Source organism: Pseudomonas sp. GW822-FHT03F04 (assembly GCF_058801405.1).
In genome coordinates, this window is the sequence record NZ_JBXANF010000008.1 from 283772 (window position 1) to 307536 (window position 23765).

The window sequence follows — 23765 nt, forward strand, 5'->3', positions numbered from 1 at the left end:
TCTAGATGGATATCGGGATGATTCGAGGCCTGGGCACCGTTGTCGTGATGGTTGCCTTCATCGGTCTGGCGTTGTGGGTGTTCAGCCCCAAGCGCAAGTCGGAGTTTGAAGACGCGACCTTGCTGCCCTTCGCGGATGATCCCGAAGCCATCAAGCACGTCGAGCAAGCTTCTAGGAGTAACAAAGAATGACTACATTCTGGAGTCTGTACGTCACAGTCCTCAGTCTCGGTACGATCTTTTCCCTGACCTGGCTGTTGCTGTCGACCCGCAAGGGACAGCGCGCCGAGCAGACCGACGAGACGGTCGGCCACTCCTTCGACGGGATCGAGGAGTACGACAACCCGCTGCCGAAATGGTGGTTCATGCTGTTCGTGGGCACCATCGTGTTCGCTCTGGGTTATCTGGTGCTGTACCCGGGTCTGGGCAACTGGAAAGGTCTGCTGCCGGGCTACAACTACCTCGATAACGACAAGCAGACCGCGTTCGCCAACGGCCAGACCGGCTGGACCGGCGTTCACGAGTGGGAAAAGGAAATGGCTCGTTCGGACGCCAAGTTCGGTCCGATCTTCGCCAAGTTCGCCGCCATGCCGATCGAAGAAGTAGCGAAGGATCCGCAAGCCCTGAAGATGGGCGGCCGTCTGTTCGCCTCCAACTGCTCGGTCTGCCACGGTTCCGACGCCAAGGGCGCTTATGGTTTCCCTAACCTGACCGACGCCGACTGGCGCTGGGGCGGCGAGCCGGAAACCATCAAGACCACCATCATGGGCGGTCGTCACGCCGTGATGCCGGCCTGGGCTGAAGTGATTGGCGAGCAAGGCGTAGCCGACGTGGCGGCATTCGTGCTGACCAACCTCGATGGCCGCAAGCTGCCGGAAGGCACCAAGGCTGACCCGGTTGCCGGCCAGAAACTGTTCGCGACCAACTGCGTGGCCTGCCACGGTCCGGAAGGCAAAGGCACGCCAGCAATGGGCGCACCCAACCTGACCCACCCGGCCGCGTTCATCTACGGTTCGAGCTTCGCGCAACTGCAGCAGACCATCCGTTACGGCCGTCAGGGCCAGATGCCTGCTCAGGAACAACTGCAAGGCAACGACAAGGTTCACCTGCTGGCGGCGTATGTTTACAGCCTGTCTCATGGTGAAAAGCCAGCGGAAGCCGAGGCGCAGTAAGGCCAACGCTTGAAGCAAAAAAAGGCCCCGCCAATGAGAATTGGCGGGGCCTTTTTGTTTCTGGCCTTTGATGGGCCGACCAGTGGTTGCGCTCGACAGGCTCTCCAGGTTGTGGGGGATCGCACGCGGTAGTAACGTTGCTACAAATCTTCTTCAGGAGAGGTCGCAATGATGGCCATCACCACCATTTCCAGCCGCGAATTCAATCAGGACACAAGCAGTGCCAAAAAAGCCACGCGCAACGGGCCGGTAATCATCACTGATCGTGGCAAGCCCGCCCACGTACTGCTAAGCATTGAGGAGTACGAAAAACTCACCGGCCTCAACGCGAGCATCGTCGATCTGCTGGTCATGCCTGAAGCAGCAGACATCGAGTTCGAAACCGAGCGTGCCGTGATCACTCACCGCCCCGTGGATCTGTCCTGAATGTATTTGCTCGACACCAATGTGATTTCTGAACTGCGCAAACCCCAGGCCGACAAGAACGTTGTCGCCTGGGCCAGATCTGTCATTGCCCCTCGCATGTTTATTTCGGCCATTACCTTGAAGGAACTGGAGACCGGGGTGCTCCGCATGGAGCGTCGCGATCCGGCTCAGGGAAAGGTTTTGCGCACCTGGCTCAAGCGTCATGTGATGCCGGCCTTCGATGCGCGAATCCTGCCGGTCGATGCCGCCGTCGCCCTGCGCTGCGCCCGCCTTCATGTGCCGGATCAGGCCAATGAAAGCGATGCCTTGATCGCCGCGACGGCATTGGTACATGGGCTGACGGTGGTCACCCGCAATGTCGCCGACTTTGAATCCAGTGGTGTTGCGTTGATCAATCCGTGGGATAGCAGAAATGCCGATACCTTTTGATTTCGTCACTACGCCAGCCAAAGGCGTATGGCTCGCGAACAACACACTCCGAAAACCCGTCCATACTTAGCAAGTCAATTGATCTGCATCATGCTTTGTTACATTCGCTACACCATTCAAGATTTTTCCCCAACGCGACCAAAGGTCGCACCCGTTCGTCGGCATGACAGGCGTATCATTGCGCCACCGCAACACCCCTTTTTGACCCCGGCCGGCACGTATCGACCGAGGCATTTTTCCACTGCCGTGGGATGCAATGATGAGTAATCAGATTCCGGTACACGACGTCACGCCCCCCAACAAGAACGCGAACAACAGCGTCGACCTTTACGCCTCTCGAGAAAAAATCTACACCCGTGCTTTCACCGGCCTGTTCCGCAATCTGCGGATGATGGGCGGCGCGGCGCTGTTCCTGCTGTATTTCGGAACGGTCTGGCTGAACTGGGGCGGCCATCAGGCGGTGTGGTGGAACCTGCCGGAACGCAAGTTCTTCATCTTCGGTGCGACCTTCTGGCCGCAGGACTTCATTCTGCTCTCGGGCCTGCTGATCATTGCCGCGTTCGGCCTGTTCTTCATCACGGTGTATGCCGGCCGGGTCTGGTGTGGCTACACCTGCCCGCAAAGCGTGTGGACGTGGATTTTCATGTGGTGCGAGAAGGTCACCGAAGGCGACCGCAACCAGCGCATCAAGCTCGACAAGGCGCCGATGAGCGCCAACAAGTTCCTGCGCAAATTCTCCAAGCACGCACTGTGGCTGCTGATCGGTTTCGTCACCGGCATGACCTTTGTCGGCTACTTCTCGCCGATCCGCGAACTGGTGTTCGAATTCTTCACCGGGCAAGCCGATGGCTGGTCGTATTTCTGGGTCGGTTTCTTCACCCTCGCCACCTACGGCAACGCCGGCTGGCTGCGTGAGCAGGTGTGCATCTACATGTGTCCGTATGCGCGCTTCCAGAGCGTGATGTTCGACAAGGACACCCTGATCGTCTCCTACGACCCGCGTCGCGGCGAAAGCCGTGGCCCGCGCAAGAAAGGCGTTGACTACAAGGCTCAGGGCCTGGGCGACTGCATCGACTGCACCATGTGCGTCCAGGTCTGCCCGACCGGCATCGACATCCGCGACGGCCTGCAGATCGAGTGCATCGGCTGCGCCGCGTGCATCGACGCCTGTGACAGCATCATGGACAAGATGGATTACCCGCGCGGGCTGATCAGCTACACCACCGAACACAACCTGTCCGGCCAGAAGACCCATAAACTGCGTCCACGCCTGATCGGTTATGCCGTGGTGCTGCTGGCGATGATCAGTCTGCTGGTGACAGCCTTCTTCATGCGTTCGCTGGTAGGCTTCGACGTCAGCAAGGACCGCGTGCTGTACCGTGAAAACGCAGAAGGCCGGATCGAAAACGTCTACAGCCTGAAGATCATGAACAAGGATCAGCGCGACCACACTTACGTGCTGGAAGCCGCCGGATTGCCGGATCTGCGCCTGCAAGGCAAACGCGAGATCAAGGTGCCGGCCGGGGAAATCTTCAGCATGCCGGTCGAGCTGTCGAGCGCGCCCGAACAACTGCCGTCGAGCACCAACGAGGTGAAATTCATCCTCAAGGATGCCGATGACGACAGCGTCCACGTAGAAGCCAAGAGCCGGTTCATCGGCCCACAAAATCGTTGAGAGAACTGAACATGCCCGCAGCAAACGCCGCAAGCCCTTGGTACAAGCATCTCTGGCCATGGATCATCATCGGGATTCTGGCCTGCTCGGTGACCCTGACGCTGTCCATGGTGACCATTGCGGTAAACAACCCGGACAACCTGGTCAACGACAACTACTACGAGGCCGGCAAAGGCATCAACCGTTCGCTGGATCGCGAACTGCTGGCGCAGAACCTGAAGATGCGCGCTGCCGTGCATCTGGATGACGTCACCGGTGAAGTCGATCTGCGGTTGAGCGGCAACAGCCAGCCGAAAACCCTTGAGCTGAACCTGATCTCGCCGACCCAGCCGGACAAGGATCGCAAGATTGTCCTGACCCGCAGTGAAACCGAAACCGGCCGCTACATTGGCCAGTTGAGCGACAAGATCGAAGGCCGGCGCTTTGTGGAACTGCTGGGTTCGCAGGACGATCACGTGTGGCGGATGTTTGAAGAAGAAGTAGTCAGCCATGACAAGGATCTGTTGCTGGGTGATGAACCGCTGCAAGGTGCTGAAGACCTGAAGAAATAAGCCTGTTCCTGATGACCGCCCCCATCCCCTGCTACCACTGCGCACTCCCCGTCCCTTCGGGCAGCCGCTTCACCGCCGTCGTGCTCGGGGAGTCCCGCGAGTTCTGCTGCCCCGGCTGTCAGGCCGTGGCCGAAGCCATCGTCGCTGGCGGGCTGGAAAGTTATTACCAGCACCGCAGCGAAGCCTCGGCCAACCCTGAAGCACTGCCGGTGCAACTGGTCGACGAGTTGGCGCTGTACGACCGCGCCGACGTGCAGCAACCCTTCGTCCGCCACGAAGGCGAACTGGCCGAAACCACGCTGTTGATGGAAGGCATCAGTTGCGCCGCGTGCGGCTGGCTGATCGAGAAACACCTGCGCACCCTGCCCGCCGTGGCCGAGGCGCGGTTGAACCTGTCCAACCATCGCTTGCACGTACGCTGGGCTGACGGGCAATTGCCGCTGAGCCAGATCCTCGGCGAACTGCGCCACATCGGTTACGCCGCGCACCCGTATCAGGCCGACCGCGCCAGCGAACAACTGGCCAGCGAAAACCGCCTGGCCCTGCGTCAGCTCGGTGTTGCCGGGTTGCTGTGGTTTCAGGCGATGATGGCGACCATGGCGACATGGCCGGAATTCAACATCGACCTCAGCCCGGAATTGCACACCATCCTGCGCTGGGTCGCGCTGTTCCTCACCACGCCGATTGTGTTCTACAGCTGCGCGCCGTTTTTCAAAGGTGCCATGCGCGACTTGCGCACCCGTCATCTGACCATGGACGTCTCGGTATCGCTGGCGATCGGTGCGGCTTATGTCGCCGGGATCTGGACCTCGATCACCGGGGTCGGCGAGCTGTATTTCGACGCGGTGGGCATGTTCGCGCTGTTCCTGTTGGCCGGGCGCTACCTGGAACGCCGCGCCCGGGAACGCACCGCCGCTGCCACCGCGCAACTGGTCAATCTATTGCCGGCTTCGTGCCTGCGCCTCGACGACGCCGGCCAGAGCGAACGCATCCTGCTCAGCGAACTGCGCCTCGGTGACCGGGTGCTGGTTCAACCGGGTTCTGTGCTGCCGGCGGACGGCAAGATCCTCGACGGCCAGTCGAGTATTGATGAGTCGCTGCTGACCGGCGAATACCTGCCACAGCCGCGCACATTGGGCGATGTAGTCACCGCCGGCACGCTGAATGTGGAAGGTGCGCTGACCGTCGAAGTGCAGGCGTTGGGTCAGGACACGCGGCTGTCGGCCATCGTCCGCCTGCTGGATCGCGCCCAGGCGGAAAAACCTCGGCTGGCGGAAATCGCCGACCGTGCCGCGCAGTGGTTCCTGTTGCTGTCGTTGATCGCAGCAGCCGCCATCGGCCTGCTGTGGTGGGAGCTGGATTCGTCGCGGGCGTTCTGGATCGTCCTCGCGATGCTGGTAGCGACCTGCCCGTGCGCGCTGTCGCTGGCGACGCCGACCGCCCTCACCGCCGCCACCGGCACCCTGCACAAACTCGGCCTGCTGCTCACGCGCGGTCATGTGCTGGAAGGCCTGAACCAGATCGACACCGTGATCTTCGACAAGACCGGCACCCTCACCGAGGGGCGTCTGGTGCTGCGTTCGATACGCCCGCTCGGCGCTCTCGACAGCGATCAGTGCCTGAGCCTGGCTGCCGCGCTGGAAAACCGCTCCGAACACCCGATTGCCCGGGCCTTTGGTCGGGCGCCGCTGGCCGCCGAAGAAGTTCACAGCACGCCGGGGCTGGGGCTTGAAGGATTGGTCGGAGCACAGCGCTTGCGTATCGGTCAGGCCGATTTTGTCTGCGATCTGAGCGGCGCGCCTGTGCCGTCGATGCCCGATGAACCGGGCCAATGGTTGTTGCTCGGTGACGATCAGGGGCCGCTGGCCTGGTTCGTCCTTGATGATCGCCTGCGCGCCGACGCCCCGGCCCTGCTCGCCGCGTGCAAGGCGCGCGGCTGGCACACGCTGTTGCTGTCGGGCGACAGTTCGCCGATGGTCGCCAGTGTCGCCGCCGAACTGGGCATCGACGAGGCCCGGGGCGGTCTGCGTCCGGACGACAAGCTGCAAGTGCTGCAACAACTGCACAAGGACGGCCGCAAGGTGTTGATGCTTGGCGACGGGGTCAACGACGTGCCGGTATTGGCTGCCGCCGACATCAGCGTGGCGATGGGCTCGGCCACTGATCTTGCGAAAACCAGTGCCGATGCGGTGTTGCTGTCCAACCGTCTCGACGCCCTCGTACAAGCCTTCTCGCTCGCCCGTCGCACACGGCGGGTGATCATCGAGAACCTGTTGTGGGCCGCGCTGTACAATGGCCTCATGTTGCCGTTCGCCGCCCTCGGCTGGATCACTCCGGTGTGGGCCGCCGTCGGCATGTCGATCAGTTCGCTGACCGTGGTGCTCAACGCCCTGCGCCTGACTCGCCTGCCGAGTGCGCCGGCCGTCAGCACCTCGTCAGAAACCCGCCCGCTGCCGGCCTGAGCCGCGCGGGCATGGAGTACAGATGCCAGCTCTCTACGTGATGATCCCGGCCGCGCTGCTGATCGTGGCCATCGCCGTGTACATCTTCTTCTGGGCGGTGGACAGCGGCCAGTACGACGACCTCGACGGCCCCGCCCACAGCATCCTGTTCGACGACCAGGACCCGAACCACACCGCTGCGGTGGACGAAGCCAACCCGGCCAAACCGGACGACAAGGCGCCGCCCCATGCTTGAACTGGCGCCGCTGTTGGTGTCTGCGTTGATTCTCGGCCTGCTCGGCGGCGGGCATTGCCTGGGCATGTGCGGCGGCTTGATGGGCGCGCTGACCCTGGCGATTCCCAAGGAACAACGCAGCCGACGCTTTCGATTGCTGCTGGCCTACAACCTCGGGCGAATCCTCAGTTATGCCACGGCTGGATTGCTGATCGGGCTGGCCGGATGGGCCGTCGCCAACAGTCCTGCGGCGTTGTTCATGCGCGTGCTCGCCGGGTTGCTGCTGGTCGCCATGGGCTTGTACCTGGCGGGCTGGTGGAGCGGCCTGACCCGCATCGAAAGCCTGGGTCGCGGACTGTGGCGTTACATTCAACCTGTCGCCAATCGTCTGCTGCCGGTGTCGAGTCTGCCCCGGGCGCTGCTGCTCGGCGCGCTGTGGGGCTGGCTGCCGTGCGGGCTGGTTTACAGCACGTTGCTGTGGTCGGCCAGCCAGGGCAATGCACTGGACAGTGCCTTGCTGATGCTCGCCTTCGGGCTCGGCACCTGGCCGGTATTGCTGGCGACCGGCCTCGCGGCCGAGCGGGTCACAGCGCTGTTGCGCAAACGCAGCGTGCGCATGGCTGGTGGATTGCTGGTGATCCTGTTCGGCATCTGGACCCTGCCGGGGCCGCACCAGCACTGGCTGATGGGCCACTGATCCAGGCTTGATGCAAATCAAGATGCCCCGCCGCGCCCTCCCCTAGACTCGCTCACACTGCCAGCCTATCCGGGGGAATGCCCGCATGCTCGACGCCATTCGTTGGGACACCGATTTGATCCGCCGCTACGACCTGGCGGGGCCGCGCTACACCTCGTACCCGACGGCCGTGCAATTCAACAGTCAGGTCGGCACCTTCGACCTGTTCCACGCCCTGCGCGACAGCCGCAAGGCCCTGCGCCCGCTGTCGCTGTACGTGCACGTGCCGTTCTGCGCGAACATTTGCTACTACTGCGCCTGCAACAAGGTCATCACCAAGGATCGCGGCCGCGCCCTGCCGTACCTGCAACGGCTCGAACAGGAAATCCAGCTGATCGCCTGCCACCTCGACCCGGCGCAGAAAGTCGAACAACTGCACTTCGGCGGCGGCACACCGACCTTTCTCAGCCACGACGAGTTGCGGCAGTTGATGGCGCACCTGCGCAAACATTTCAATCTGCTGGATGACGATTCTGGCGATTACGGCATTGAGATCGACCCGCGCGAAGCCGACTGGTCGACCATGGGCCTGCTGCGTGAGCTGGGCTTCAACCGGGTCAGCATCGGCCTGCAGGATCTCGACCCGGCGGTGCAACGCGCGGTCAATCGCCTGCAAAGCCTGGAAGAAACCCGCGCCGTGATCGACGCGGCACGCACCCTGCAATTTCGCTCGATCAACATCGACCTGATCTACGGTTTGCCCAAGCAGACCCCGGACAACTTCGCCCGTACCGTCGAGGAAGTCATCAGCCTGCAACCGGATCGGCTGTCAGTATTCAACTACGCGCACCTGCCGGAACGCTTCATGCCGCAGCGACGGATCAACGGCAACGAACTGCCGAGCCCGACGCAGAAACTGGAAATGCTGCAACGCACCATCGAACAACTGACTGCCGCCGGCTATCGCTACATCGGCATGGACCACTTCGCCCTGCCCGACGATGAACTGGCGATTGCCCAGGAAGAATCGACCCTGCAACGCAACTTCCAGGGCTACACCACCCACGGTCATTGCGACCTGATCGGTCTGGGCGTATCGGCCATCAGCCAGATCGGCGACCTGTACTGCCAGAACAGCAGCGACCTCAATCAATACCAGAACACCCTGGCTGGCGCGCAACTGGCCACCAGCCGTGGCCTGGTGTGCAACGCTGACGATCGCCTGCGTCGCGCAGTGATTCAGCAACTGATCTGCAACTTCAGCCTGGATTTCGCCGAGATCGAGCGCAGCTTCAACATCGATTTTCAGGGTTACTTCGGCGCGCTCTGGCCACAGTTGCAGGGCATGGCAAAGGATGGGCTGATCGAACTGGATCGCGAACGGATCAATGTGCTGCCGGCCGGGCGCCTGCTGGTGCGTTCGGTGTGCATGGTGTTCGACGCGTATCTGGAGCAGCAGAATCGCCAGCGGTTTTCGCGGGTGATCTAGCTTTTCATCAGCAAGGTATTGGTTTTCAGGTTCTGGTCCGCGGTCAGGCCCGATTGATCGATGACCTTGGCCAGGGACAGATTGGCGGTAATGAGACCGTTGTTGAGGGCAGAAATGGCGCCTTTGAGGGCAGCGATCTTGGCGAATCGCTCTTCGTTGGAGAGGGTCTTGTTGGCCATCAGCGCGTTGATCTGGGCGTTCTTTTCGGCGATCTGCTGGCGCAACTTGCGAATCATCTTCAGCAATTGCTGGACGTTTTCCGGCAAGCCGCTTTCATCGATATCGCTGTTTTTCCCGCCGACACCGGCGGATTTTGCAATGGCGGCACCGGACAGCGACACTTTGACGCCCTCGACCAAGGTCGGGGTTCCCAACAATGCCGCGTCTGTGCCGGACTCATCGTCAACGGAGGTTTCAGCACTTTCCAGCAACGACGCAACGCCACTGTTACCGGGGGTCAGCGTACCAATAGCAGTCATCGAAGCGGTTCCTTGCATGCCGTCAGATACCTGTTTATCGGCCGTCATCCCTGCGGCTTTATGCCGTGGGAGCAATCTCGCCACAGGCTGGCCTGAATGTCCTCCCCTGGGTTACCCTTACGCCTTATGTGTGTTTTCCCACAAGGATTTAAGAAATGTCCGAGCCAGTTAAACTGCGCGCTCACAACCAGGCTAATTGCAAGGATTGCAGCCTGGCCCCTCTCTGCCTGCCACTTTCGCTGAATCTGGAAGACATGGATGCGCTGGACGAAATCGTTAAACGTGGCCGCCCGCTGAAAAAGGGTGAGTTCCTGTTCCGCCAGGGCGACACCTTCGATTCCGTTTATGCAGTACGCTCCGGCGCCCTGAAGACTTTCAGCCTGAGCGATACCGGCGAAGAACAACTCACGGGTTTCCACCTGCCGAGCGAACTGGTCGGGCTGTCCGGCATGGATACCGAGAAACACCCGGTCTCCGCCCAGGCTCTGGAAACCACCTCGGTCTGCGAGATTCCGTTCGAGCGTCTCGACGAACTGGCCCTGCAACTGCCGCAGTTGCGTCGTCAGTTGATGCGCGTGATGAGCCGCGAAATCCGCGACGACCAGCAAATGATGTTGCTGCTGTCGAAGAAAACCGCCGACGAGCGCATCGCCACGTTCCTGGTCAACCTGTCGGCCCGCTTCCGCGCTCGCGGGTTCTCGGCCAACCAGTTCCGTTTGAGCATGTCGCGCAATGAAATCGGCAACTACCTGGGGCTGGCGGTGGAAACCGTGTCCCGGGTCTTCACCCGCTTCCAGCAAAACGAACTGATCGCCGCCGAGGGCAAGGAAATCCATATCCTCGACCCGATCCAGCTCTGCGCCCTGGCCGGTGGCTCGCTCGAAGTCTGATCTCGACCCGCGGCCGAGCGTATCGTTTCAGCCGCGGGTATACTGCGCCGTTTGCAGCCCTGCCAGGACACCTCGACGATGGTCTTCGACTCCTTCGACATCAAATCCCTGATCCGCCCTGTGATCGATTTCCCGAAACCGGGCGTGATTTTTCGCGACATCACCCCGCTGTTCCAGTCGCCCAAGGCCCTGCGCCTGGTGATGGACAGCTTCGCCCACCGCTATGTGGAAGCCGACTTCACCCACATCGGCGCGATGGATGCGCGGGGCTTTCTGATCGGTTCGGTGCTGGCGTATCAGTTGAACAAGCCGCTGGTGCTGTTCCGCAAGCAAGGCAAACTGCCGGCGGACGTGCTGGCTGAAGGCTACGCGACCGAATACGGCGAAGCGTTCCTCGAAGTGCACGCCGACAGCCTGTGTGAAGGTGATTCGGTGGTGATGTTCGATGACCTGATCGCCACCGGCGGTACGCTGATCGCAGCGGCCAACCTGATCCGCCGCATGGGCGCCCGCGTTCACGAAGCGGCGGCAATCATCGACCTGCCGGAACTGGGTGGCTCGCAGCGTCTTGAGGACATGGGTATTCCTACGTTCTGCCTGACGCAGTTTGCGCTGACCGACAAGTAAGCAACCCCGCTCCGCGACTCCCGATCGTTCCCACGCTCCGCGTGGGAATGCCTCAACGGACGCTCCGCGTTCGGCTTTGGAAGGGACGCGGAGCGTCCCGGGCTGCATTCCCACGCAGAGCGTGGGAACGATCAGTCACAAAATCTAAAGCCCCATCTGTTTGCTGATGATCTCGTTCATCACTTCCCGCGTCCCGCCGCCAATCGACAAGATGCGGTTATCCCGATACAGCCGCTCCACCAGGCTTTCGCGCATATAACCCAGCCCGCCGAGTATCTGCACCGCTTCCGTGGTGATCCGGTCCGAGGTGTCCGTGGCGAAGTTCTTGGCCATGGAGATTTCCTTGATCACGCTCTGCCCAGCCGCCATTTTCGCCGCCTGCCGGTAGGTGAACTCCCGCGAGACTTCCAGCGCCGTGGCCATTTCGGCGAGGCGATGCTTGATCACCTGGAACTTGCCGATGGGCTTACCGAACGCCTGCCGCTCCCGTGCCCACTTCAGGCTTTCTTCCAGCGCCAGTTGCGCGGTCATGTTGGCCATCAACGCCAGGGCCAGACGCTCGCTCTGAAAGTTGCCCATGATGCAGGCGAACCCCATGTTCTCCGCGCCGATCAGGTTTCCCACAGGCACCCGGCAATCGTCGAAGAACAATTCAGCCGTGTCCGACGCCCACCAGCCCATTTTCTTCAGCTGCCGACCGACGGTAAAACCGGGCGTACCCTTCTCGATCAACAGCAGGCTGATGCCGCCAAACCCGGGCGCACCGGTACGCACCGCGACGGTGTAGTAATCCGCGCGTACGCCACTGGTGATAAAGGTTTTACTGCCGCTGACCCGGTAATGATCGCCGTCGCGGATGGCGCGGGTCTGCAGGTTGGCGACGTCAGAACCGCCGCCCGGCTCGGTGACGGCCAATGCGCTGATTTTCTCGCCACTGAGCACTTGAGGCACGACGCGATCACGCACTTCGGGCCGGGCCCATTTGACGACTGGCGGTAGACCGATATCGAGCGAACCGAGCCCGGCCACCAACCCGCCGGAGCCACAGCGCATCAGTTCTTCACTGGCGGCGATCTTGGCGAACAGATCACCTTCGTGACTGCCGCCCAGTGCTTCGGGGTAACCGATGCCGAGGACGCCAGCCGCACCGGCCTTGAGGTACAGCTCACGGGGAAAGCTTTCGGCTTCTTCCCACGCATCGATGTCCGGCAGGATCTCGCGTTCGACGAAACGTCTGACGCTGTCGCGGACCATTTGGTGGCTGGGGTCGAAGTATTCCTGGAAGGCGGGCATCGGCGAACTCCATGGAAGGGTTCGCCGAACTTAACCGAGCGCTTGCTTGGTTTTCAACAGGATTGTGTGGTTCAGAGGGAAATCGGCTTGCGCCCGGCAAACGAGTGAGCCAGCGTGCCGCCGTCCACCAGTTCCAGCTCGCCACCCAACGGCACACCGTGAGCGATGCGCGAGGCGATCAGGCCTTTGTTGTTGAGCAATTGCGCGATGTAGTGAGCCGTCGCTTCACCTTCCACGGTCGGGTTGGTGGCAAGGATGACCTCGGTGAAGGTGCCCGCCTCTTCGATTCGCGTCATCAACTGCGGAATGCCGATGGCCTCCGGGCCGAGCCCGTCCAGCGGCGACAGATGCCCCTTGAGCACGAAATAGCGCCCACGGAACCCGGTCTGCTCGACCGCGTACACGTCCATCGGACCTTCCACCACGCACAGCAGCGTGTCGTCACGGCGTGTGTCGGCGCATTGCGGGCACAGATCGTCTTCGGTCAGCGTGCGGCACTGGCGGCAGTGTCCGACCCCTTCCATTGCCTGGCTCAAGGCCTGAGCCAGGCGCGTACCGCCGCTACGGTCACGTTCGAGCAACTGCAACGCCATACGCTGGGCAGTTTTCTGACCCACGCCCGGCAGAATTCGCAGGGCGTCGATCAGTTGGCGAATCAAAGGGCTGAAGCTCATGGGGAAAAAGTCCGACAAAACAACGAGACGCGGTTTATACCCGCGCCTCCGGCCAGCGTCAAATCCTCAGTCCTGGGCGACCCGCACCACCAGTTTGCCGAAATTACGTCCCTCCAACAGCCCGATAAACGCTTGCGGCGCCTGCTCCAGGCCATCGACCACATCTTCGCGGAATTTCACCTTGCCCTCGCGCACCCACGGCACCATGGCGCTGATGAATTCCGGCTGACGGTCGCCATAGTCGTCGAACACGATGAAGCCCTGAATGCGTACGCGCTTGGTCAGCAAGGTCCGTTGCAGTGCGGGCAGGCGATCCGGACCTTTCGGTACTTCAGTGGCGTTGTAGCCGGCAATCAGGCCGCACAGCGGGATCCGCGCCTTGGGATTGAGCAGCGGGACGACCGCATCGAAGACATGGCCGCCGACGTTTTCGTAATAGACGTCGATGCCTTTCGGGCAGGCCTTGGCCAGTTGCTCGGCGAAGTCCGGCGCCTTGTGATCGATACAGGCGTCGAAACCCAGCTCCTCGACCACGTATTTGCACTTCTCTGCACCGCCGGCCACGCCGACGACGCGCAGGCCTTTGATCTTAGCCACCTGCCCGACCACCGAACCTACTGCGCCAGAAGCGGCGGCGACCACCAGGGTCTCCCCTGCCTTCGGCTGGCCGATGTCCATCAGCCCCATGTAAGCGGTCATGCCCGGCATGCCCAGCACGCCGAGGGCCATCGACGGGCTCGGCAGCCCCGACGGGATCGGGATGATGTTGCGCCCGTCGCTGATGCTGTGGCTTTGCCAACCCGTAGCGCCGACCACCAGATCGCCGACCTGGAATTTTGGATGACGCGACTGCTCGACCCGGCTGACAGCCCCACCGGTCATCACCTCGCCGATTTGTACCGGCGCAGCGTAGGACGGTGCGTCACTCATGCGCCCGCGCATGTAGGGATCGAGTGACAGGTAAAGGGTCTTGAGCAGCAACTGGCCGTCTTCAAGCGCCGGCAGCGCTTCGCGCTCCAGACGGAAATTCTCGGGTGTTGGCGCGCCCACCGGACGCGAGGCCAGCACGATGCGTTGATTGAGGGTCAGGGGGTCGGACATGTCAGCGTCTCCTTTGAATAATGAATTCGGGGTATAGGGAGCAGACCTTGGTGGCTTTTGCGCGTTCGATGCTTCTTCAGCCAGAAACAAAAATGCCAGGCGCGATGCCTGGCATTTTTTGTAGCTCATCCAATCCGCAAAGGCGAATCAGAACGGCAGTTTCATACCGGCCGGCAGGTTCATGCCAGCGGTCATGCTGCCCATCTTGGCCTGGCTGTTGGCTTCGATCTGACGCACGGCAGCGTTGACGGCAGCGGCAACCAGATCTTCGACCACTTCACGGTCGTCTTCGTCCAGGCCCGGCAGAACGCTTGGGTCGATGCTGACTTTTTTCACGTCGTGACGACCGGTCATCACCACGGTGACCAGATCGCCGCCGGCCTTACCGGTGACTTCTGCGTTGGCCAGCTCTTCCTGCATCTTGGCCATTTTTTCCTGCATCTGCTGCGCCTGCTTCATCAGGCCGGCCATGCCACCTTTCATCATGGTAATCACCTCAAAAGTACTTGGATCAATACAGCGTCCGGCGATTTGCGCCGAACGCCTTCAGTTATTAGCCCTGACTGACCAGGGCGTCGACAGGTTCAATAGTATCGTGTCGCACGACCGCGCCGAACTGCTGGACCATCTGCTGGATGAACGGATCGCCGTGGATCGACTCCTCCGCCTCGCGCTGACGGTTGGCACGGCGCCGGGACGCAGCCTGGGCCGGGGTTTCCTGCTCGGGCTTGATCAGCTCCATGCTCAGGTTCAGCGTGCGGCCGTGGTACTGGTTCAATGCATCGTTCAGCCGACGCTGCTGGGTGGCGTTGAACAAGGCGCTATGAGCCGGGTCCAGGTGCATCAGCCAGTTGTCGCCATCGACCGCGATCAGCGTGCAGTTGGCGGCGATGCTGCCGGTCATGCCGGAGATCGGCAGTTTCGGGAACAGCTCCAGCCATTGCAGGGCCAGACCGGTGGCCGGCGCGGCGGCGGGTTCCGGCTCGGGCTCCGGGACCGGATCGGCCGCGTGTTCGCTGGCCAGATCGTCGAGGTAACTGTAGGCCGAATCCATGTCCGGCTCGATGTAGTCTTCGTCGAGCGGCGGCTCGTCGTCCATGTCCATGCCCGGCGTGGCGGCATCGACCTCGGCCACCGACGGCTCGGGGATCGGCGCGGCGGCCCACTCCGGCGCATCCGGCACGACGCTGTCCGGGGTCGGCAGCGGCATCGGCGGCAGGTCAGGCTGCTCGGCGGTGGTTTCCAGAACCGGTTCTACCGCTGGCTGTTGCACAGGCGCCGGTTCTACCGGGTCATTCCACGGCAGATCGACGACTTCCTCGACGGCGACCGGCTCTGGTTCCGGCTCAGGCACGGGTTCAGGCGCAATCACCGGGGCAACCGGTGCGGGCTCGGGAACAGGCGCTGGTACAGGTGCGACCACCGGAGCCGGCGCAACAGCCGCAGCAACTACCGGCGCAGGTTTCGGCGCGGCAGCCACTGAGTTTGCGGAATCAACTGTGGCCTGGCTGATCCCCACTGGCTTTAGCGGTTGCCTCGGGGCGTCCGCCGTATCCGCCGGCCGGAAGGCCAGCATCCGCAGCAGGACCATTTCGAATCCGCCACGCGGGTCTGGCGCCAGTGGCAAGTCGCGGCGGCCGATCAGGCCCATCTGGTAATAGAACTGCACGTCTTCGGCCGGCAAGGCCTGGGCCAGTGCCAGCACCCGGTCACGGTCGCCGTGGCCGTTGTCGACGCCTTCCGGCAAGGCCTGGGCGATGGCGACGCGGTGCAGCACGTTGAGAATTTCCGAGAGCACGCCGTTCCAGTCCGGCCCTTGTTCGGCCAGGTGACGCACGGCTTCGAGCAACGCCTTGGCGTCACCTTCGATCAGCGCATGCAACACGTCATAGACCTGGCCGTGATCCAGCGTACCGAGCATTGCCCGCACATCGGCGGCCAACACCTTGCCTTCACCGAAGGCAATGGCCTGATCGGTCAGGCTCATGGCGTCGCGCATCGAACCGTCGGCCGCGCGGCCGAGCAGCCACAGGGCGTCGTCTTCAAACGGCACGTTTTCCGCGCCGAGAACGTGGGTCAGATGCTCGACCACCCGCTCGGGGGTCATGTTCTTCAGCGAGAATTGCAGGCATCGCGACAAAATCGTTGCCGGAAGTTTCTGCGGGTCGGTGGTCGCCAGGATGAACTTGACGTAGGGCGGCGGCTCTTCGAGGGTTTTCAGCAGCGCATTGAAGGAATGGCTGGAGAGCATGTGCACTTCGTCGATCAGGTAGACCTTGAAGCGCCCGCGGCTCGGGGCGTACTGCACGTTGTCGAGCAGCTCGCGGGTGTCCTCGACCTTGGTCCGGCTCGCGGCGTCGATCTCGATCAGGTCGACGAAGCGCCCTTCATCGATCTCGCGGCACACCGAACACTCGCCGCACGGGCTTGAAGTGATACCTGTTTCACAGTTCAGACATTTGGCGATGATCCGCGCAATCGTCGTCTTGCCGACGCCCCGCGTCCCGGTGAACAGGTAGGCGTGGTGCAGGCGTTGGCTGTCCAAGGCATTGATCAGAGCCTTGAGCACATGGGTCTGGCCGACCATTTCGCGGAACGAGCGCGGACGCCATTTACGTGCAAGAACCTGATAACTCATCGAAAACCGTCGCGGCAAAGGAAGCAGAAGCGGCTAATGCTAGCGGAGCAAGGGCAAAATTGCATCCGGTGCGCTCTTCTATTCTGGCTAAGCTGCATGGGCGGAGGCTTTTGTCGGCACGGGAACGGGAATTACCGGAGCATTTATGCGGTGGGCCGTGGGGGCAATACTGGGAATCAGCCTGAACGCGATGGCCGCGCAGCCGCCGCTGCGCTTCGCCATGGCCGACAGCTGGGCGATGCCGCTGGCGCAATACGAACGCGGCCGCCCGACCCAGGGCATCCTTTACGACATGATGCTCAGCCTGGCGACCCAGGTCGGCGTGCCGGCGGAGTTTCACGTCCTGCCCCGCACCCGCGTGCAAAACGCCATGGAACACGGCGAAGTCGACGTGCGCTGTTATGCCTCGCAATCGTGGCTGCCGAACCTGTCCGGGAATTACATCTGGAGTATCCCGCTATTCTTCCAGCGCGACCTGCTGATCGGCCGCCAGGATCAACCCTCCAGCGTCGATCCGGTCCACCTGCCCCGCCAATCGATCGGCACCGTGCTCGGCTACAGCTACCCCACGCTGCAACCGCTGTTCGACGCCGACCGGTTATGGCGCGAAGACACGCGCAATCAGGAACAGGTGCTGGACAAACTCCTGGCCGGTCGCTACCGCTACGCCGTGAGCAATCAATGGACACTGGACTGGTTCAACCAGCGCCTGCTGCCGGGACAGCAACTGCGAGGGGTGGCGGTGTTGCAGGAGCAGCAAGTCGGCTGCTACGTTCGCAACGACCCGAAAGTGCCGGTGCAGCGGATATTGAGGACGTTGCTGCAGATGAAAATGTCGGGGGAGATTGATGACATTATCCGGTTGTATACCGGTGGTTCGGAAGGCGCCCCATAACCCTGCGCAGTGAGCCGAATATTCAATGCCCCGCCGTATCGCGGAATTTCTGGTACTCGTGATACTCGACCCAGGCAACCACATCGTACGGCACGTAAAGCTTCAGCCTGGCGCGGGAAATGGCGATGTACACGGCGCAGATCCGCTGATCGAACGCATAGGCATCCTTGAATTTCTCGTTGGTCAGCAGGCCGGGGGTCAGCAGCACCTTGTCGAACTCCATGCCCCCCGCCTCTTCCGCCAGCATCAACATGCAATGGTTGTCAGCGTTGTCGATCATTCGGTTCAGGCGTGTCAGGTCGGCAATCATGAAGCCGTTTTCCAGCTTGGCCTTGACCCGCAGAAACGACTCGTCGAACTGATTGGCGTCGCACACCGTTTGCCAGTCAGACAGGTCACTGAAGTACGGATGCACGCCGTTTTCGCTGTATTCGGAGCGATAGAAATCCGGTTTGAACAATTCGATGGCCGTAGCCATGAAATGCTTCAGATCATCCTGGGTTCGCTTGTCCGGGAATCTGAACTTGCAGTTGGAATCGTGCAGGTGGATGGCCCAGATCATGGTGTCCCACGGCGATGCCGTCAGCACCACGCAACCTTCGGACGGTACGAAACCTTCCGGGTACTCCTTGATGACGACATCAGCATCACTGGCGCCTTCGAACGGAATCTTGCCCTTCTGCGAGTGCCGGGCGATCAGCGGGTTGACCAGCTTTTCGACGTTGCGGCCCGAGCGCACGGAATAGCTGATATCGCTCTGGCGGACCTCGCGGTGGCGCTTGACCGGCACGCCGCTGGCCTGCTGGTACTCGTCGCCGAGGGTGATCAACACCTGGCGGCCACGTTCGATGATCTGCAACAGCGAGCCGGGAATGTCCTGACTCTCGTCGATCAGCACGTGCGTGTAGCGCGCCGGCACCACGCAACCGGCAATGCAGGCCCGCTTGATCATCAGTAGCGCTTCAAACCCGGTCTGACTGCCCCACGCCGGGTTGAGCTCAAGGTAGCCCCACACCCGGCTCGAATACTCCAGTAAAACCTGCGCGTCCACGCTGGAGAGCGGCTGGTTGAAATGCGGTAGATGCTTCGCCGAAAAAGTGTGATCACGGAAACGGCAGTAGCGCTCGATCACTTTGAGGCAGAGCTCAAGGGTCGCCTGCCCGTCGTGGTGGCGGAAACCGAAGATGTTCAGTTCCTGCGCCAGCGCCTGTCGACTCGGGATTCGAGCCCCCTCCGCCGCAGGCCTGCGACCGAGCATCAGCGACTGGGCAAACGCCAGGAAGGTCTTGCCGGCCTTCTTCTCGCTCGGCCCCACCATGCGCTGGCGAAGGACTTCGAGCTTGGCCGGGGTGCGCGCCAGCAACAGGTTTTTTTCCGGGCGTAGATGCTCCAGCAAGGCCACCAGCAGATGGCTCTTGCCGATCCCTGCGTAACCTTGAACGTGGAGGTCTTCATCCAGGTTGGCGCGGAAGGTCCTGACCAGTTTGTCCTGCGCCGGGCTCAACCAGCGCTCGCGCTGCCGGGGCGTCACGATCTGTTGACTGAACGGGTCATGGCTACGGTGGCGCCGGACTTTGTATTCGAAATCCCACTGACCATCGGGCAACAAATAGTCGCGTGCGGACACTTCTTCGGCCAGCAGAAAACGCAGGTTCAGTGGTTTGAGAACTTTCAGGCCGAAATACAGTTTGCGCGGATCGAACAGTCGCTGTGCTTCCGACAGCAGGCCCGCCGTTGTTGACTGCCGCTTTTCGGCAGCCCAAGACAAGAGCTTGGCCAGAATCTTCTCTGCCGCCACGGCGCCGAGATCCTGCTCTGTCGTTTGCACCAGATTCTGGATGACCAGCACGGCCGCCAATTCGGGATCGCTCAGGGCTTCGAGGGCTTTGGCGCCACTCGCCTGCAGCAGGTTCGCGCAGGTTTCATCCGTGACGGGCAAAAACACGGGGCTGGATAAATCGGAATGTTCCGGGAGCATAAAACCTCGCGGCCAGGGTGCAGACCTTACAAGGTCGATCCCGGCCAGACTCTTCATTTATTTCGGTGGCTGCGAGTATGCGGGATTGAAGAGCAAATGATTACCCCGTGTCGGCGCCCTCGCGAGCAGGGGGTTTGGGTACGAACCGCCAAATCGCAGGCATAAAAAAACCGCAGTGGGCGAAACCCATGCAGTTCGGTGTTGAATCGTTCGATGCTCGTTAAGGTGGTAACCCTACCAGCCACACCCCGGCACACAATGTTCCCGCTGTGGCTGCTGCCTTCCGGCTCTGACCAGGTTCACGGGTAATCGTTGCGGGGGGACCGATAGGGTCACCATAACGACGCTCACCTGTCGGCGAGCCGCGCCATTGTACCTATCTGAGACGAAGTTACAACCGCTGGTTGTAGATAAAAAATATGAAGGGCTTCAAGCACTTGCTATTGCGCCTGAAGCACCTCGTCGGCCCGGCCGCCCTCTTGCTGGATCACCAGATGAATGAAGTGCAGCTTGGCGATCGCCGCAGGCGGCAGCACAAAGGGATAGAAATCCGGCTGGCCCATGCTGCGCGACAGTTCGTTGAGCATGCCGGCCAGTTCGATCCACGCGTTGACGAACGACAGGAACGCCGCGCCGCCGGGATGCTCAGGGTCGTACAGCGTGCTCGACGGAAACGGCTGGTAATCGAGGTCCATCTCCCGGGCGCTCATGCCGAAGCCCAGCGCCGTGTCCACCGCGTCCATCATGTGCAGGTAATGCGCCCACGTTTCCGCCCAGTCTTCCCACGGGTGCATGGTGGCGTAGGCACTGACGTAATGCTGCGACCAGTCCGCCGGCGCGCCCTGTTGATAATGCCGCTCCAGCGCCTCGGCATAACTGGCGCGCTCGTCGCCGAACAGGTTGCGGAACGAACCCAGCCAAGGGCCGTTGTCGATCAGCCGATCCCAGTAGTAATGCCCGACCTCATGGCGAAAATGCCCGAGCAGCGTGCGATAGGGTTCGTGCATCTGCGCCCGAACCTGCTCGCGGTGGGCGTCGTCGGCCTCTGCGATATCGAGGGTGATCAGGCCGTTGGCGTGGCCGGTCATCGGCGCGTTGCCTTCCAGATCGACACCGATGAAATCGAACGCCAGGCCGGTGTCTTCGTCGACGGCTTTCGGGACGACCGGCAGGCCGAGGCTGATCAGTTGTGCGACCAGTCGCCGCTTGGCGATTTCCACCTTGCGCCAGCGTTCGGGGTTTTCCGGGACGGACAGATCGGGGATGGTGCGATTCAGATCGCAAGCCGCGCACAGGGTGTCGTGATCGCTGGCGGGCAGCAGCCAGTTGCAGGCCGCCGGGGTATCGAGGTTGGCGCAGCGCCGGAACAGGCCGGCCTCGGGATCGGCATCCAGCGTCCAGGTGCCTTCAAACGGCCCCGGTTGCAGCGACGTCAGCCGACTGTGTTCCGGTTGATAACCCAGCGCCGCGTTACAGGCCAGGCACTGACTGTTGCGAAAGAACAGCGACTGGCCGCAACGGCACGGCCAGACTTTGCTGTTGCGCGAGGATTCGCCCATGAACGGCGCGACGATGCGGGAACTGAGCTGCTCGAAAAAGCGGTACATGGCGATCTCTCCCTGGGGCTTGCCAAGACTAGATCATTCCCGCGAGTTGATCGTTCCCGCGCGTTTCGTCAGGCGGAAATACCGTGCCCTTTCAGGAACGCGATAAACGCCTCTTCATCCATCACCTTCACGCCCAGCTCGTTGGCCTTGGTCAGTTTCGACCCGGCACCCGGCCCCGCGACCACGCAGTGGGTCTTGGCCGACACGGAGCCGGCGACCTTGGCGCCGAGGCTTTCCAGGTGTTCCTTGGCGACGTCGCGGCTCATCAGCTCGACCTTGCCGGTCAGCACCCAGGTCTCCCCGGCCAGCGGCAGGCCTTCGACGACTTTCTTCTCGCTCTGCCAGTGCATGCCGAAATCGCGCAGTTGCTTCTCGGCGCTTTCAGCCAGTTGCCGATGTTCAGGCGATTCAAAAAACTCACGCACCGAATTGGCCTGTTTCTCCGGCAATGCCTGGCGCATGTCCAGCCAGTCAGCGTTCATCACCCCTTCCAGCGATTCGAACTTGTCCGCCAGCTTCTGCGCCCCGCCCGGCCCGACCGAAGGAATGTGCAACTTGTCGAGGAAGCCACCCAGCGTTGTACTCGCGGCAAACTCGGCGCCCAACTCGCCCTGATCCTGAATCTGCAAGCCGTGGCCCAGCAGCTCGGTGATTACTTGCTGGTTGTGCGCATCTTCAAAGAAGCTGTGAATCTCGTGCGCCACTTCCAGGCCGATGTCCGGCAAGTACGTCAGCACTTGCGGCAAGGCTTGCTGGACGCGCTCCAGCGACCCCAGCGAGCGCGCCAGCACCTTGGCCGTCTCCTCGCCGACATCCGGGATACCCAGCGCATAAATGAACCGCGCCAGACCCGGCTTCTTGCTGTCTTCGATGGCGGCCAGCAACTTGTTGCTCGACACCTCGGCAAAGCCTTCCAGATCGACGATGTCGTCGAACTTCAGCGCGTAGAGATCGGCCGGCGAACTGACCAGACCTTCGTCCACCAACTGCTCGACGCTCTTGTCGCCGAGGCCTTCGATATCCATGGCGCGTCGCGAAACGAAGTGAATGATCGCCTGCTTCAGTTGCGCACCGCAGGCCAGTCGGCCGACGCAGCGATACACCGCACCTTCGCTGATGGTTTCCTTGCCTTTGCTGCGTTTGACCAGTTGCGTGCGCTCGACGTGGGAGCCGCAGACCGGGCAGCTCTCAGGGATTTGCACGGGGCGCGCATCTTCCGGGCGGCGCTCGATGACCACTTGCACCACTTGCGGAATCACATCACCGGCGCGGCGAATGATCACCGTATCGCCGATCATCAGGCCCAGCCGGGCGACTTCGTCCATGTTGTGCAGCGTGGCGTTGGCCACGGTGACGCCGGCAACCTTGACCGGTTTCAACCGCGCCACAGGCGTGACCGCACCGGTGCGACCGACCTGGAATTCCACATCGAGCAGCTCGGTGAGTTCTTCCATCGCCGGGAATTTGTGGGCGATGGCCCAGCGCGGCTCGCGCGCGCGGAAGCCCAGTTCGCGCTGGTCGGCAATGCTGTTGACCTTGAACACCACGCCGTCGATTTCATAAGCCAGCGAGTTACGACGCTCACCGATATCGCGGTAGTAATCCAGGCATTCGCCGATACCCTTGGCCAGTTTCAATTCGTGGCTGATCGGCATGCCCCAGGCTTGCAGTTGCTTGAGGTTGCCAATGTGGGTGTCGGCGATGTCGTTGGACACCTGACCGATGCCGTAGCAGCAGAATTCCAGCGGACGGTTGGCGGTGATCTTTGAATCCAGCTGACGCAAGCTACCGGCGGCGGCGTTGCGCGGGTTGGCGAAGGTCTTGCCGCCGACTTCCAGTTGCGAGGCGTTCAGGCGTTCGAAACCGGCCTTGGACATGAACACTTCACCGCGCACTTCCAACGTCGCCGGCCAGCCTTCGCCGTGAAGCTTCAGCGGGATGTTGCGCACGGTGCGCACGTTGACGCTGATGTCTTCGCCGGTGGTGCCGTCGCCGCGCGTGGCGCCGCGCACCAGCACGCCGTCCTGATACAGCAGGCTGACCGCCAGGCCATCGAGTTTCGGCTCGCAGCTGTATTCCACCGCCGCACCACCGCCGAACAGGTCACCGGCCGGCAGGTCCAGACCTTCGGTCACCCGGCGGTCGAACTCGCGCATGTCGGTTTCTTCGAAGGCGTTGCCGAGGCTGAGCATCGGCACTTCGTGACGCACCTGGGTGAACGCGGTCAGCGCCACGCTGCCGACGCGCTGGGTCGGCGAGTCGCTGGTGATCAGTTCCGGGTTGGCCGCTTCCAGCGCCTTGAGCTCGTGGAACAACCGGTCGTACTCGGCATCCGGAATGCTCGGTTCATCGAGAACGTGGTAACGGTAGTTGTGCTGATCGAGCTCAGCACGCAGCTCTAGAATGCGGGTTTCGGCGGCAGTCATGGGTGTTCTCTCATAAAGCAAAAGAGCAGCCGAGGCTGCTCAATCTATTTGCCGATTGCCTCTT

At 61.8% G+C, this 23765-nt stretch carries 22 protein-coding genes and 1 other RNA gene; 13 read left to right on the top strand and 10 right to left on the bottom strand.

Annotated elements, in window-relative coordinates; all coding sequences use genetic code 11:
• The first annotated feature begins 5 nt into the window (after positions 1–5).
• The 10 genes from AC1RMX_RS20545 (at position 6) to hemN (ending at position 9093) form a co-directional block, all read left to right on the top strand.
• The gene (locus AC1RMX_RS20545) at positions 6–191 is read left to right on the top strand and encodes a CcoQ/FixQ family Cbb3-type cytochrome c oxidase assembly chaperone (protein WP_003175465.1); all 186 of its coding nucleotides are present in this window, start codon (positions 6–8) and stop codon (positions 189–191) included.
• Positions 188–1171 (top strand): cytochrome-c oxidase, cbb3-type subunit III, encoded by a 984-nt coding sequence (ccoP, locus tag AC1RMX_RS20550; RefSeq protein ID WP_096822486.1) that lies wholly within the window; start codon positions 188–190, stop codon positions 1169–1171. Before AC1RMX_RS20545 ends, ccoP begins: the two co-directional genes overlap by 4 nt.
• A gap of 171 nt (positions 1172–1342) precedes the next feature.
• The gene (locus AC1RMX_RS20555) at positions 1343–1597 is read left to right on the top strand and encodes a type II toxin-antitoxin system Phd/YefM family antitoxin (RefSeq protein WP_065259746.1); all 255 of its coding nucleotides are present in this window, start codon (positions 1343–1345) and stop codon (positions 1595–1597) included.
• Positions 1598–2026: a type II toxin-antitoxin system VapC family toxin gene (locus AC1RMX_RS20560; protein ID WP_493072868.1), complete on the top strand. Its 429-nt coding sequence runs from the start codon at positions 1598–1600 to the stop codon at positions 2024–2026.
• Positions 2027–2285: 259 nt separating this feature from the next.
• Positions 2286–3701 (top strand): cytochrome c oxidase accessory protein CcoG, encoded by a 1416-nt coding sequence (gene ccoG, locus AC1RMX_RS20565; protein WP_192560188.1) that lies wholly within the window; start codon positions 2286–2288, stop codon positions 3699–3701.
• Positions 3702–3712: 11 nt separating this feature from the next.
• Entirely contained in the window at positions 3713–4252 is a 540-nt protein-coding gene (locus AC1RMX_RS20570; RefSeq protein WP_102622556.1) for a FixH family protein, read from the top strand.
• Between the two features lie 11 nt (positions 4253–4263).
• Positions 4264–6714 (top strand): heavy metal translocating P-type ATPase, encoded by a 2451-nt coding sequence (locus tag AC1RMX_RS20575; protein ID WP_493072870.1) that lies wholly within the window; start codon positions 4264–4266, stop codon positions 6712–6714.
• A gap of 22 nt (positions 6715–6736) precedes the next feature.
• Entirely contained in the window at positions 6737–6949 is a 213-nt protein-coding gene (gene ccoS / locus AC1RMX_RS20580) for a cbb3-type cytochrome oxidase assembly protein CcoS (protein WP_007951659.1), read from the top strand.
• The gene (locus tag AC1RMX_RS20585; RefSeq protein WP_493072872.1) at positions 6942–7625 is read left to right on the top strand and encodes a sulfite exporter TauE/SafE family protein; all 684 of its coding nucleotides are present in this window, start codon (positions 6942–6944) and stop codon (positions 7623–7625) included. Before ccoS ends, AC1RMX_RS20585 begins: the two co-directional genes overlap by 8 nt.
• 85 nt (positions 7626–7710) lie before the next feature.
• On the top strand, positions 7711–9093 hold the full coding sequence (gene hemN, locus AC1RMX_RS20590; protein ID WP_102622558.1) for an oxygen-independent coproporphyrinogen III oxidase: 1383 nt from the start codon (positions 7711–7713) through the stop codon (positions 9091–9093).
• Here hemN and AC1RMX_RS20595 read toward each other — a convergent pair.
• Complete coding sequence (locus tag AC1RMX_RS20595) at positions 9090–9572, bottom strand: hypothetical protein (RefSeq protein ID WP_096822491.1); 483 nt, start codon at positions 9570–9572, stop codon at positions 9090–9092. The two genes, hemN and AC1RMX_RS20595, sit on opposite strands and share 4 nt — an antisense overlap.
• Positions 9573–9727: 155 nt before the next feature.
• Between AC1RMX_RS20595 and fnr the strand changes: the two genes are divergently transcribed.
• Both fnr and AC1RMX_RS20605 read left to right on the top strand, forming a co-directional pair.
• Entirely contained in the window at positions 9728–10462 is a 735-nt protein-coding gene (gene fnr / locus AC1RMX_RS20600) for a fumarate/nitrate reduction transcriptional regulator Fnr (RefSeq protein WP_007951654.1), read from the top strand.
• Between the two features lie 78 nt (positions 10463–10540).
• The gene (locus tag AC1RMX_RS20605) at positions 10541–11089 is read left to right on the top strand and encodes an adenine phosphoribosyltransferase (protein WP_003223345.1); all 549 of its coding nucleotides are present in this window, start codon (positions 10541–10543) and stop codon (positions 11087–11089) included.
• A 144-nt stretch (positions 11090–11233) separates the two neighbouring features.
• Here the strand turns inward: AC1RMX_RS20605 and AC1RMX_RS20610 are convergent, their stop codons facing one another.
• The 5 genes from AC1RMX_RS20610 to dnaX form a co-directional block, all read right to left on the bottom strand.
• Positions 11234–12382, bottom strand: a complete 1149-nt coding sequence (locus tag AC1RMX_RS20610) for an acyl-CoA dehydrogenase family protein (protein ID WP_493072874.1) — start codon at positions 12380–12382, stop codon at positions 11234–11236.
• A gap of 71 nt (positions 12383–12453) precedes the next feature.
• The gene (gene recR, locus AC1RMX_RS20615; RefSeq protein WP_096822493.1) at positions 12454–13056 is read right to left on the bottom strand and encodes a recombination mediator RecR; all 603 of its coding nucleotides are present in this window, start codon (positions 13054–13056) and stop codon (positions 12454–12456) included.
• 66 nt (positions 13057–13122) lie between these two features.
• Positions 13123–14157 carry an NADPH-dependent curcumin/dihydrocurcumin reductase gene (gene curA / locus AC1RMX_RS20620; RefSeq protein WP_493072876.1) on the bottom strand — a complete coding sequence of 345 codons (1035 nt, stop codon included), beginning with the start codon at positions 14155–14157 and terminating at the stop codon, positions 13123–13125.
• 147 nt (positions 14158–14304) lie between these two features.
• The gene (locus tag AC1RMX_RS20625; protein WP_007951650.1) at positions 14305–14643 is read right to left on the bottom strand and encodes a YbaB/EbfC family nucleoid-associated protein; all 339 of its coding nucleotides are present in this window, start codon (positions 14641–14643) and stop codon (positions 14305–14307) included.
• 67 nt (positions 14644–14710) lie between these two features.
• Entirely contained in the window at positions 14711–16795 is a 2085-nt protein-coding gene (dnaX, locus tag AC1RMX_RS20630; protein WP_493072878.1) for a DNA polymerase III subunit gamma/tau, read from the bottom strand.
• A 145-nt stretch (positions 16796–16940) separates the two neighbouring features.
• Between dnaX and AC1RMX_RS20635 the strand changes: the two genes are divergently transcribed.
• A complete protein-coding gene (locus tag AC1RMX_RS20635; protein ID WP_493072879.1) occupies positions 16941–17690 on the top strand; it encodes a substrate-binding periplasmic protein in 750 nt (249 codons plus the stop codon).
• Between the two features lie 22 nt (positions 17691–17712).
• Here the strand turns inward: AC1RMX_RS20635 and AC1RMX_RS20640 are convergent, their stop codons facing one another.
• The 4 genes from AC1RMX_RS20640 to ligA form a co-directional block, all read right to left on the bottom strand.
• Positions 17713–19668 (bottom strand): hypothetical protein, encoded by a 1956-nt coding sequence (locus AC1RMX_RS20640; protein WP_493072881.1) that lies wholly within the window; start codon positions 19666–19668, stop codon positions 17713–17715.
• Positions 19669–19900: 232 nt separating this feature from the next.
• Positions 19901–19997, bottom strand: an RNA gene (ffs, locus tag AC1RMX_RS20645) — signal recognition particle sRNA small type.
• A gap of 111 nt (positions 19998–20108) precedes the next feature.
• Positions 20109–21275 carry a zinc-binding metallopeptidase family protein gene (locus AC1RMX_RS20650; RefSeq protein WP_096822498.1) on the bottom strand — a complete coding sequence of 389 codons (1167 nt, stop codon included), beginning with the start codon at positions 21273–21275 and terminating at the stop codon, positions 20109–20111.
• A 68-nt stretch (positions 21276–21343) separates the two neighbouring features.
• The gene (ligA, locus tag AC1RMX_RS20655; protein ID WP_493072883.1) at positions 21344–23701 is read right to left on the bottom strand and encodes an NAD-dependent DNA ligase LigA; all 2358 of its coding nucleotides are present in this window, start codon (positions 23699–23701) and stop codon (positions 21344–21346) included.
• Positions 23702–23765: the final 64 nt, after the last annotated feature.

Bases quoted from the DNA above. Each gene is read 5' to 3' on its own strand.
- AC1RMX_RS20545 (WP_003175465.1), top strand. From the start codon at position 6: ATGGATATCGGGATGATTCGAGGCCTGGGCACCGTTGTCGTGATGGTT.
- ccoP (WP_096822486.1), top strand. From the start codon at position 188: ATGACTACATTCTGGAGTCTGTACGTCACAGTCCTCAGTCTCGGTACG.
- AC1RMX_RS20555 (WP_065259746.1), top strand. From the start codon at position 1,343: ATGGCCATCACCACCATTTCCAGCCGCGAATTCAATCAGGACACAAGC.
- AC1RMX_RS20560 (WP_493072868.1), top strand. From the start codon at position 1,598: ATGTATTTGCTCGACACCAATGTGATTTCTGAACTGCGCAAACCCCAG.
- ccoG (WP_192560188.1), top strand. From the start codon at position 2,286: ATGAGTAATCAGATTCCGGTACACGACGTCACGCCCCCCAACAAGAAC.
- AC1RMX_RS20570 (WP_102622556.1), top strand. From the start codon at position 3,713: ATGCCCGCAGCAAACGCCGCAAGCCCTTGGTACAAGCATCTCTGGCCA.
- AC1RMX_RS20575 (WP_493072870.1), top strand. From the start codon at position 4,264: ATGACCGCCCCCATCCCCTGCTACCACTGCGCACTCCCCGTCCCTTCG.
- ccoS (WP_007951659.1), top strand. From the start codon at position 6,737: ATGCCAGCTCTCTACGTGATGATCCCGGCCGCGCTGCTGATCGTGGCC.
- AC1RMX_RS20585 (WP_493072872.1), top strand. From the start codon at position 6,942: ATGCTTGAACTGGCGCCGCTGTTGGTGTCTGCGTTGATTCTCGGCCTG.
- hemN (WP_102622558.1), top strand. From the start codon at position 7,711: ATGCTCGACGCCATTCGTTGGGACACCGATTTGATCCGCCGCTACGAC.
- AC1RMX_RS20595 (WP_096822491.1), bottom strand. From the start codon at position 9,572: ATGACTGCTATTGGTACGCTGACCCCCGGTAACAGTGGCGTTGCGTCG.
- fnr (WP_007951654.1), top strand. From the start codon at position 9,728: ATGTCCGAGCCAGTTAAACTGCGCGCTCACAACCAGGCTAATTGCAAG.
- AC1RMX_RS20605 (WP_003223345.1), top strand. From the start codon at position 10,541: ATGGTCTTCGACTCCTTCGACATCAAATCCCTGATCCGCCCTGTGATC.
- AC1RMX_RS20610 (WP_493072874.1), bottom strand. From the start codon at position 12,382: ATGCCCGCCTTCCAGGAATACTTCGACCCCAGCCACCAAATGGTCCGC.
- recR (WP_096822493.1), bottom strand. From the start codon at position 13,056: ATGAGCTTCAGCCCTTTGATTCGCCAACTGATCGACGCCCTGCGAATT.
- curA (WP_493072876.1), bottom strand. From the start codon at position 14,157: ATGTCCGACCCCCTGACCCTCAATCAACGCATCGTGCTGGCCTCGCGT.
- AC1RMX_RS20625 (WP_007951650.1), bottom strand. From the start codon at position 14,643: ATGATGAAAGGTGGCATGGCCGGCCTGATGAAGCAGGCGCAGCAGATG.
- dnaX (WP_493072878.1), bottom strand. From the start codon at position 16,795: ATGAGTTATCAGGTTCTTGCACGTAAATGGCGTCCGCGCTCGTTCCGC.
- AC1RMX_RS20635 (WP_493072879.1), top strand. From the start codon at position 16,941: ATGCGGTGGGCCGTGGGGGCAATACTGGGAATCAGCCTGAACGCGATG.
- AC1RMX_RS20640 (WP_493072881.1), bottom strand. From the start codon at position 19,668: ATGCTCCCGGAACATTCCGATTTATCCAGCCCCGTGTTTTTGCCCGTC.
- AC1RMX_RS20650 (WP_096822498.1), bottom strand. From the start codon at position 21,275: ATGTACCGCTTTTTCGAGCAGCTCAGTTCCCGCATCGTCGCGCCGTTC.
- ligA (WP_493072883.1), bottom strand. From the start codon at position 23,701: ATGACTGCCGCCGAAACCCGCATTCTAGAGCTGCGTGCTGAGCTCGAT.